The organism is Methanorbis furvi (genome assembly GCF_032714615.1).
GTDB lineage: Archaea > Halobacteriota > Methanomicrobia > Methanomicrobiales > Methanocorpusculaceae > Methanocorpusculum > Methanocorpusculum furvi.
In genome coordinates this window covers 142948-150391 of sequence record NZ_JAWDKA010000006.1, presented here as the reverse complement: position 1 = coordinate 150391, position 7444 = coordinate 142948, and the positions used below count along the sequence as shown (strand labels likewise).

Here is a 7444-nt window from a genome sequence, read left to right as displayed (position 1 = left end):
GTAACTGGGGTGTTGTCGGCGATAAGGCTGGCAAAGCAACGTTTGTTGAGGTCTGTTCCGAGAAGGGTGCAATGCTCTTTGATGCAGCGGTGAAGGCAGGAGCGATCAGCTCATCTGCACCGGACGCAAAGGGACTTGAGATCCGCGGAAAGATCGAGAATGTGATGATTAAGATGGGGAAAAATGCACAGGCGAAACAGTTCGCCGAGGCCGGCCCCGGACTTGGAAACTACATGGAAGCAGCATCCCGCTGCATCAAATGTTACGGTTGTATTGAAAACTGTCCGATCTGTTCCTGCTCTGAGAACTGTTCGACCAAGAAACCTGAACTTGTCCGCCCGGGAATTGTTCCTCCGGACTTTATGTTCCAGATGATTCGCTTTGCCCACATTGCGAACTCCTGTATCAACTGCGGTCAGTGCAGTGAACTCTGTCCGATGGATATCCCGAACTCACTCTACATGCATGCCCAGCAGCTGGAGTATGAGAGAATGTTCGGCTACAAGCCGGGTTACGACATGACACTGCCTGCAATGAGCTGCGACTGCACTGCCAAGAAGACAGAGCCGCACACTACGATCTATCAGAGACGCAGATAATACCAATAATCTTCTTCATCCTATTTTTTTGGATTTTGTTACGTAGTCGCTGAGTCGCCCACGGAAAAACAGAACACACGGAAAAATCACTGAAAAACATCACGGAGCAGACATAAACATCACGGAATTCTAAATAGAGACTTACGCAGTACAATTCTGTGAAGTTGCATACGATCTCAGAAGAGTCATTTTTCAACGTGATGTCGTTTTGAGATTTTTTGAAACACAAACCATTTGAAAAATCACAATGAGACAGACTCTCTGCATCAAAAAATAATTTTATTTCCGTGATGTTCACGTCTGCTCCGTGATGTTTTTCAGTGATTTTTCCGTGTGTTCTGTTTTTCCGTGGGCGACTCAGAAATTACACTGCAAACCCGCGAAAAAAATTTACGATTGTTTCTTCTTCATCACACCGGTCGGCTGACGCTCTGCCGGAGTATCAGTATCAATGTCAACCGTGATTCCAATCAGATACGCATTCATCCGATCAATCGCCTCGCGGTTCTGGGTATCGGCACCTGCCGCACGCTGATAACAGGAGTAGGCAGTGTCGCGGTCGCCGCGGAGATCGTACACCTTCCCAAGCTCGGTCAGGGCACGACTGTCGGAAGGATGATCAGCAACATAACTGCCGAGAATCTTCAGTGCATCATCGTACTTTCCGGCACGACGCTGATCAATACCTGCCTCAACTGCATCCCACTCAGCTTCACGCTTCCGCTTCGGCGCAGGAATAAAAGATGCGGCCTCACGCTTTTTGCGCTCGATCCTCTCCTCAAGTTCCCTGCTCGCACGACGCGGGGCAGCTGCCTCTGCGGCGGTCGCAGCATTCTCCTCACGCTCACGCCGGAGTTTTCTCTCTGGCTCAGGTTTTCCTGAACGTGACCTGCGGTCGGTCTCATGTACGCGTTTTGCAGCAGCAGACGCTGACTTTTTCTCAGCAACCCATGCGGGCGGAGCATCGCTCTTTGGCTTCTTCTCTGATGAGCCTGCATTCGGAGCAGTTTTCTTTCCTGCCATCCAGTCAGACTCCTTCTTCTCAGACGCTCTTCGATCGGCCTTCCGACGTTCTTTGTCACGCTCCTCTTCAGAACACTCAAGCTCAGCAATCAGCTCAAGAGGATCGTCCATCACCCGGACCAGCCGGTCGATCTCAAGCAGCCGCTCCATGCCGATAAACTGTTCTGCCATCACGCGTCCGAGCGGCGACAGCTCAAAGACTCCGCCGCTTTTCTTCACCAGCTTGTGGCGAAGAAGTTCCGGCAGAGGATCCTCGCCGCAACCGACCATCGTCTCGCCAACTTTGATGATGTCTGCTTCTCTGCCGCGGCACACAATTGCATTCGCCGCAAACTCTTCAGAGGTCTCCTCGATCTCATAGACCGGAGCGACCTCCTCCATCTCACCTTTCAGCAGACGAATTGCGACCTCCTCTTCAGTGAGTTTGGTGTCACGCGAGTACGAGCCTCCGGGCTCGGCAAGAATTACCACGCGGCCGAGATCATGGAAGTCAGGACGACCGGCACGTCCCATCATCTGATGAAACTCCTGAACAGTCAGCCAGTTGATACCCATCGCAAGAGCATCGAAGATAACCTGCGATGCAGGAAAGTCAACTCCTGCGGCAAGAGCTGCGGTCGTCACCACACAGGCAAGCTTTCCTTCCTCAAACTGCCGCTCAACCGCACGCCGTTCCTGAGACGTGAGACCAGCATGATAGGGAGCTGAGAGTTTGCCGATCGCATCAGAGATCGTGTGACAGCGGCTGCGTGCATTTGCAAAGACAATCGTCTGCCCGCGGAAACCCTTCGATGAGGTTTTGTCGTACTCCTCAAAGACCAGCTTCTTGATGTAGGGAACTTTTGAGTCACGCTCGGTAAAGATCAAATGCCGCTCCAGCGCAACCGGCCGGTCTGCATAGGAGACCAGGTTTGCGCCAAGTTTTTTTGCGAGAAGATGGGGAGAGCCGATCGTTGCCGAGAGGTAGAGAAACTGTGCCTTGGGTGCAACATACTTCAGTCTTGCAATAAGGCCGTCAAGCCGGTGACCGCGTTCGGGGTCTTCGAGCATCTGCACTTCATCAATCACAATCGTTCCGATGTTGTGCATCGCTGATCCTTTTCTTAAGAGATTGTCCACACCCTCATACGTTCCGACAACAATTCCTCCGCCGGACCCGCGGTTGCCGATTGGTTTTGTCTCCGGCAGATTCACACGCGAGACTCCGGTCATCAGAGAAGTTGAGGCAAGCTTCTCGTACTTCTGCGAAAACCTGTCGTACTTCTGGTTCGCGAGTGCGACGAGCGGCACAAGGAACAGCATGCGTCCGCGCTTCTCCAGATAATTTTTCAGACCTGCCATCTCACCGATGAATGTCTTGCCGCTCGCGGTCGCTGCGACCACCAGAAGATCTTTTCCAAACAAAAGTCCTGACTCAACCGCTCTCTGCTGTGCCGGCATCAGTGTCTCGACACCGCACACATCCACGAACTCGCGGGGCAGCGGGAGATTTTCGATCCGCTCGGTCGGCGTCTGCTCGTGAGCTTCAAGCCGGTCGAACATCGTCTTCTTGATGTCAAGCGACTCGGGCTGGAGAATTGCAAGCACCATGTCAAGATCGCGGTACTCTTCTAAGAGATCCTCGATATGACCTTGCGTCTTTTTCCCAAGCCTCTTGATGTGGGCAAGTTCGCGGCGGAGCTCGCGCTTCGCACAGTCAAGACAGACAAACTCCTGCCCGCATCTGATGCGGGTTGCATCCGACAGAAGTGTGAGCCGGTCATCAAACATGCAGGTCCGGCAGAGTGTCACCCGCTCCCACGGAATCTGCATGCTGTCAAGGAACTCCTGGAACTCAGGCATCGTTTCCGTCAGCTGGACCATGCCGTTTGACCGGAGAACGGTTATCAGTTCCTTGGTCGGCGTCTTCTGTGCATGCGAGGTGCCGGGCCTCCGAACAAAAAACTCGGAGGGCCGAACACCCTTCGAGGTCTGTTCAAGCTCGACGGTTCCCACATGTTTTATTTTTCCGTTTTTGGAATCATCACAAAAATAGGTTTTGTACCCTTTTTTATAGGGCTGGACAACAGTTACCACGTATTAGCTCACCAGTTCATGTATCGTATAGGAGAGACCCGCAGTCTCAAGCCGTTTGAGGAAGTCAGTGAACTCCTCGTCCACAATCAGCATGAGGCAGTGCATGCCATGAAATGCTGCCTCAATGACACCTTCGCGCGCGCCGAAGAACATATCAGGAGTCACGCCCGAATTTTTCAGCGCAAGGTATGCCTCAAGTCCGACCGCGCCGACAATATCTGCATTTTTCACCAGAGAGAGGAGTTTGTCTGAAGGAACCATCTTTGATCCGCCGCGTTCGATGCGCGGAACTTTGGCAATGTCGATTTTTCCTTCGGTATGTTCAATAATGCCCGCAAGACGGGCAACGCCGACGTCCATCCCTGCGTTTGCGTCCGCAGTCACCATGCCCATGGCGGTCTGCGGTTTTTTTCCTGCATACAACCATCCGTTCTTCATGTAGACGCCGACCGAGTCGCCGTTCTTCAGATCGGTGTCTGCGATTGCTGCCCATGTTGCGACCTGATGAATGATGTCGCGGCGGACATGGCGGGCGTAGGACTCAAGGACCTCGGCATTGTTTAAGACCCATTCAACACCTTTGTGCGTTACATAATACCGGCCGCGTCCTTCAGCGCTGATGAACCCATCCTCAACAAGGTCGCGGACGTACTCGGAGATTGCCTGCGGGGTGACGCCGAGCTTTTCTGCGATCTCCTGCTGGCGGATCGAGGGCTGGTGTTCTGCAACCTCCACAAGGACCTGAAAGCGTGTGGTCTCGCGCTTGCTTCTGAGTATGTTGGTTAATGGATCGTCGGGCATTGTTTCCTCCGGCTTCTGGTGCAGAAACCCTACACTTATATTGTCTGTGATTCTATAATGGTTTTTGAGTTAGATACATGCGGGGCGGCAGAGTTATTTTACGCGGGATTGTGCAGGGAGTGGGGTTCCGGCCTTTCATCTACGCGAAGGCGGAAAAGTTTGGTATCCGCGGGAGTGTTATCAATCATGGAAGTGAGGTGGAGATAACAGCGTTCGGAAACCAGTTCGAGGAGTTCTGTTCCGCAGTATCGAAAGGACCAAAAATGTCGGTGATTGATTCAGTCACTATAGAACCCCTGCCCGAAGGCTTCGCCGTACCCGACAAATTTTCAATTCTTCCAAGCGCTGACGGCGCACGAACCGGATTCATTCCTGCAGATATTGCAACCTGTGAGAGCTGTCTTGCAGATATTCTGAATCCGAACAGCCGGTACTACGGATACTGGGGAACGTCCTGCACCGACTGCGGGCCACGGTACAGCATCATCCGTGCGGTGCCGTACGACCGCGAGCGAACATCGATGGATGCGTTCCCTCCCTGCGACGGCTGTCTCGCGGATTACCATGATCCGCACAACCGCAGGCATCATGCCCAGACGGTTGCGTGCAGCGAGTGCGGGCCGAAACTTTTACTGATGACAGGCGCTGGATCCCCTGTGGAAACAGATGATCCGATTGGAAAAACTGCGGAGCTGCTTGATGCAGGATGCATTGTTGCGGTTCGCGGGATGGGAGGGTTTCACATCTGCTGTGTGGAAGAGTCGGCAAATCGGCTGAAGGAGCTCCTCGGCAGACCGCACCAGTCGCTTGCGGTGATGATGAAACCTGAGTCACTCGACAATTATGTGGTGAGCCGGAGCGGCGCAGAGCGTGAGATGCTTGAGGGGCCGGTTCATCCGATCATGATCCTTGACAAACGCGATCCTGCTGCGCACCTTGATCTCTCGGAGCTGCACAATCTTGGAGTCATGCTGCCCTACACCGGTCTGCATCATCTGCTTTTTGAGAAACTGCAGCATCCGCTTCTCGTGATGACGAGTGCGAATGTGCCGGGAACGCCGATGATCACCGAGACCTCGTACATCACGGAACGGATGGGAAATGTTGCAGAGTACATCCTCTCGCATGACCGGGAGATTGTTAACCGATGCGATGACTCAGTGGTCCGTGACGGCTATATCATCAGAATGTCGCGCGGTCTTGCACCACTTCGGACCGCGATGGATCTTGGGAATTCACAGATTCTTGGTGTCGGGCCGGAACTGAATGCGAACGCGACGATCTACAAAGACGGGTTTGTGGTGACCTCGCCGCACATTGGAAACATTCGCAACCCTGCGACCGTTGCCTATCTCAATGAGACGATCGAAAAACTCACGAGCCTTACCCGTGCGAGACCGGAGATCATTGCTCACGACCTGCATCCGCAGTTCTTGAGCACCAGAGTTGCGCATGAGCTTGCCGAAGAGTATAACGCCGTCCTCTGTCCGGTCCAGCATCACCGCGCACACATTGCGTCGGTGACGACCGAGGAGGTTGTGGGGATTGCAATCGATGGTGTCGGGTACGGAGATGATGCAACGATCTGGGGCGGAGAGATTCTGACCGGCTCTCCTGAGAACGGCTATGCAAGGACCGGTCATCTGGAGCCGGTACTGATGCCGGGAGGAGATCTTGCAACGCGGTTCCCGGAACGGATGCTGTATGGTATTCTGCCTGATGATGCAACGCTTGATCTGCTCGCCGGGCGCGGATGGGATGATGTTGCACTTCGCGTGCTTAGCCAGCAGACGGCAAAAAAATTCAACTGTCCGGTAACTACGTCGACCGGTCGCGTGCTTGATGCGGTAGCAGCACTCCTCGGCATCTGTCGCGAGAGGACGTATGACGGCGAGCCATCGATGATGCTTGAAGCATATGCAGCGCGGGGCACGGCTGCGTCGTTGCCGATAAAAATTGTTTCCGGCAACGACGGGGCTGATGTTCTGTTGACTTCAGAGATTCTCAAAGAAGGAAGGGCAATGCTTGTGCGAGGGAGCTCGGTCGAGGATGCCGCAGCGTCCATACAGACCGCTCTTGCAAAAGGTATTGCAGAGATGGCGGTCCGCTCTGTGGAGCGAAGCGGCATCAACGTTGCCGCACTGTCAGGCGGTGTTGCCATCAACCGGTCGATTCGGGAAACAATTCTCGCATTCCTTGCAGATGCGAATGTTCCGTGTAGAATAAATCCGAAGTATCCGTTCGGCGACGGCTGCATCTCCTGCGGCCAGGTTGTTACGGCAGGAGTCCTCTCCAAGGCAGGAAAATTATGAGTTTATCCGCAAAAATGAAAACCCCTGAGTTCTCTGAAGAGAACGGCTCGATATTAATCGATGTACACATTGCCAGCATGGATCAGTTCTATAATTATCTGGATCCGTCACCGGCCGATGAAAAGGATCTTGACGAGGACACGGAGACCTACATCCAGAACGCGGTCGAGGACTTGACTCCTGAAGAGCGGAAGCGGGCGAAGATCGTTCTGTACCTCGGAGCAGACCTGTATCGGAATGAGAGTGTGCGGGAAAATATGGAGCGGGCCGCAACGGCAAACTTTTCCTACCGCCTGAAGCATGAGAAGAGAAAGTACTCGTATGCAATGGAGAAGGGAAAACGCTACCTTGTCAGAGGCCTCATTTTTCTTGTGGTCTGTCTTGTGGTGAGCAGTATCTTCACCCGCATCTTTACGGAAAATGATATCAATCTTGCACTTGCCCAGAGTTTTGTCATCATCGGATGGGTTGCCCTCTGGAAGCCGGTGGAGTTCTATCTCTATGACCGAAGGGATATCCTGGATGAGCTGGAGATCCTTGAGGCGCTCTCGATAATGCCGGTAGAGACACGGAGATGGTATCAGGGTCTGGAGAATGAGACACTGGTTCTGATGTGAACCGTATATGGTTTTT

General features: G+C 53.3%; 5 protein-coding genes. 3 read left to right on the top strand and 2 right to left on the bottom strand.

Annotation, left to right across the window (positions count from 1 at the left end; translation table 11 throughout):
• Window positions 1–599, top strand: a 599-nt coding sequence (locus McpAg1_RS06770; protein WP_338094540.1) for a 4Fe-4S dicluster domain-containing protein, incomplete at its 5' end; no start/stop codon positions are given.
• Between the two features lie 390 nt (window positions 600–989).
• On the opposite strand, the gene McpAg1_RS06765 is transcribed toward McpAg1_RS06770, so the two are convergent.
• Complete coding sequence (locus McpAg1_RS06765) at window positions 990–3698, bottom strand: DEAD/DEAH box helicase (protein WP_338094539.1); 2709 nt, start codon at window positions 3696–3698, stop codon at window positions 990–992.
• A 3-nt stretch (window positions 3699–3701) separates the two neighbouring features.
• Complete coding sequence (locus McpAg1_RS06760) at window positions 3702–4499, bottom strand: DUF7839 domain-containing protein (protein ID WP_338094538.1); 798 nt, start codon at window positions 4497–4499, stop codon at window positions 3702–3704.
• A gap of 77 nt (window positions 4500–4576) precedes the next feature.
• Between McpAg1_RS06760 and hypF the strand changes: the two genes are divergently transcribed.
• Both hypF and McpAg1_RS06750 read left to right on the top strand, forming a co-directional pair.
• Window positions 4577–6811 carry a carbamoyltransferase HypF gene (gene hypF / locus McpAg1_RS06755; RefSeq protein ID WP_338094537.1) on the top strand — a complete coding sequence of 745 codons (2235 nt, stop codon included), beginning with the start codon at window positions 4577–4579 and terminating at the stop codon, window positions 6809–6811.
• Window positions 6808–7428, top strand: a complete 621-nt coding sequence (locus McpAg1_RS06750; protein WP_338094536.1) for a hypothetical protein — start codon at window positions 6808–6810, stop codon at window positions 7426–7428. Before hypF ends, McpAg1_RS06750 begins: the two co-directional genes overlap by 4 nt.
• The last annotated feature ends 16 nt before the right edge of the window (window positions 7429–7444 follow it).

Coding starts and splice junctions, on each gene's coding strand:
- McpAg1_RS06760 (WP_338094538.1), bottom strand. CDS start 4,499: ATGCCCGACGATCCATTAACCAACATACTCAGAAGCAAGCGCGAGACC.
- hypF (WP_338094537.1), top strand. CDS start 4,577: ATGCGGGGCGGCAGAGTTATTTTACGCGGGATTGTGCAGGGAGTGGGG.
- McpAg1_RS06750 (WP_338094536.1), top strand. CDS start 6,808: ATGAGTTTATCCGCAAAAATGAAAACCCCTGAGTTCTCTGAAGAGAAC.